This is a genomic window from Campylobacter sp. CNRCH_2015_0814, from assembly GCF_025772765.1.
GTDB lineage: Bacteria > Campylobacterota > Campylobacteria > Campylobacterales > Campylobacteraceae > Campylobacter_D.
The window spans coordinates 1-2,993 of record NZ_JAKMSR010000024.1; the positions used below are offsets into that span (position 1 = coordinate 1).

The 2,993-nt window shown below is 26.0% G+C and carries 1 protein-coding gene; it reads left to right on the forward strand.

Annotated features, from left to right (window positions below; genetic code table 11):
* Positions 1–589: 589 nt before the first annotated feature.
* Positions 590–2,993 (forward strand): inverse autotransporter beta domain-containing protein (locus L8X24_RS07835; RefSeq protein WP_263664330.1); only part of this gene is annotated, 2,404 nt, incomplete at its 3' end.

Sequence of the window (2,993 nt, forward strand, 5' to 3'; positions counted from 1 at the left end):
CCACCTTTCATCTTCCATTAAACATTCTATATATTATTTTACCTATTACATAATTTATAAAAATACATAAACTATAATTAAATATATTTTTTTAATAAGTTATTTTAAGATTATAACAACTATTATCAAATTTATATAAAAACACTATATTATAATTATTTAAATAGTATAATAAGATATTTATACTCTTTATTTATTACTATATATAAGATTAGTATTTATACTTTATATACCAAATATAATAAATACAATTTATATGCTTATATAAATACTATTTTTTCATATCTACAAATACATTAAACAATATAATAAAGTATAAATATAAAAGATATAAAAGCCTATTAGTCCATTATCTTAAAAAAGTAAATAAAAGTAATTTTTTGTTTTATGTAAATAATAATAAATCTATATGTATTTTTTTAATAAAAAATAAAAGTAATTTTGATTATAGTTTATAAATAATTATTATATTTGATAGTTTTTTGGCTATTTTTCAATATTTTTATAACTTTTTTATCACTTTTGTATTTTTTGTGTTATCATATTCTCATCACAGATAAAAATTAAATGTAGGTTATGGGGGGGGGATATGAAAAAAACATTTTTACTTGTTTTACTCATTCACACTTTTCTTTTTTCTCAAATAATGATTTTAAAAAATCACAATAGAATTGTTATAGATAATAATCAAACTCTTGCGCTTAATCATGTAAACCATGATCAAAAGCAAATACTTAAAGAGCATAATAGCATTGACCCAAGAGTTAAAAAGCTATTAGAAGAAAAACCAAATAAAGATTCTAATCTTAGCAAAGAAGATGAAGAATTATCTAATAAGGTTATTAATGTTATTCAAACCATAGGTAATATATATAATGCAGAAGATGGCAAAGAAAGAGAAGAAATTATTAGAGATTTAGCAAGTAATTATTTAAGCTTACAAGCTAATACTTTAATCCAAGAATATTTACATGCTCTTAATCACTCCATTAATAGTGAGTTTAATCTAAACTATAATGATAGAGGTGGTTTAAGTGGTAATGCCAAAGTTCTTTTACCTATTATGAGTGAAGATAATCCAAAAATATCTTACTTTTTACAAAGCGGTATAGGTGGATATGATAATAATAGAATCATAGGTCATTTTGGTGGTGGTATAAGATATTATCCTAATGCGTTAGCATTAAATAATTCAGGCAATATCATGCTAGGATTAAACCTAGTTTATGATCATGATTTTAGTAGAGAGCATAAAAGAATGTCTTTGGGCTTTGAAAGTATGCTAGATACATTAGCTTTCCATGCTAATATTTATCAAAGACTAAGTGATTGGATTAATAGTTATGATTTTAAAAATACTAATAATGAGCTAACTTTTTTAGAGCGTCCTGCTAATGGTTGGGATATGGGTGTTAAATATGCTTTTCCTTTTATGAGCAATGTAGCTGTTTTTGCTAATATGAGTAAATGGTATGGAGAAAAAGTAGCTCCATTTGGCAATGTAAGTAATTATGAAGATTTAGAAAAAAATCCTTTAGTATATGAAGGAGGTATTACTTATTCACCTTATCCAGCATTAACTTTTTCGCTAAGCCATAAAAGAAGTAATGAAAGTGATAAACAAGGCACAAATATAGCTATGAATTTTAATATACCTTTAGACAAAGATGCTCTCAAACATGCTTTTGATCCTAAATTTGCAGGTATAAATAATACCATTGAAGGCTCTAGAACTCATTTTATAGATAGAGATTATTCTATGGTACTTGAGTATAAAGCCATTAATAATGCTTATCATATTTCTTATTGTGGAAATTTGGGAGATAATACTCATTGTATTATGCTAAAAAATGGTTTTAACCAAGCAGTTAAAAATGTTGCTATGAGTGTAACTCCTGAACAAAAAAGTGTAATCTTAAAGAATGGAAATCATTATATTACTGATGGTAATGGAAAGGTTTTTGTAAAAATAATCCATGCTTATGGAGTCCATCAAACCAATTTAATTGCTAAAGCAGGGAATGCTCAAGAAAGTTTCCCTATTACTATTATAGCTCCAAAAGAAGACTTTAGGATATTTGCCAAACCTTCTAATATACAAAGACATGAAAAATCATTAATTGTGTTTGATGGAAGTGATTTAGCAAGTGATTTAGACATAAATTGGAAATTAATTGGCAAAGGAAGCTTAGAAAAAACTCCAAATTCAGATAAAACTGACAAAGATGGAAATTCAAATATCATCTATAAACCTGATGCAAATATGAAAGATAAAGAAAAAGCTGAAATCATTGCTAATGTATTAGGAGTTACTTTAAAAGCCTTTGTTCAAATAGCAATTTATGGAGATAATGATATTATCTTAGATAAAACCACTATAGGTAATAAAGAAAAAGCTCATGCAAGTTATAAAAACTTAAAAGCTAATTCTACAAAAGTTAAATGGAGCATACAAGGAGATAATGCTTTATTTATTGATAAAGATAAAACTACTAAAGAGCTTAATTTAATAGCTGATGAAAAGGGTGAGAGTAATGTAGAAATCATAGGACTTAGCGGAAATGAAAAAGTAAAAATCATTGTTAAGAATATGAGTGATGAGTTAGTAAAAGAAAAAAGTAAAGTTTTAGAAATTAAAAATTATACAGCTACTATGGAGCTTCCTACTGGAAAAGATCCTGTGACTCATCAAGACTTTGAAAAGGGAATGATTGATTATAAAAGCGACTTTGAAGTAAAACTTAAAGGTTTAATGCCAAAAACAAAAGTTTTATGGAAGGCTAAAGATATACAAAGCAATAAAACTTTAAGAATTAACAATGACAAAGAAAGTACAGCTGATGATAAAGGTGAAAGTAAGGTAGTATTTGAAGGAGTAAAAGATTTTAATATTAAAAGATTGCAAATCATTGCTACTTATAATCAAAGCACAGCTAGCACTCAAGAAGTAAGTGGAGAGATTAAACTCCACCAATATACCCCAAGTATTAATC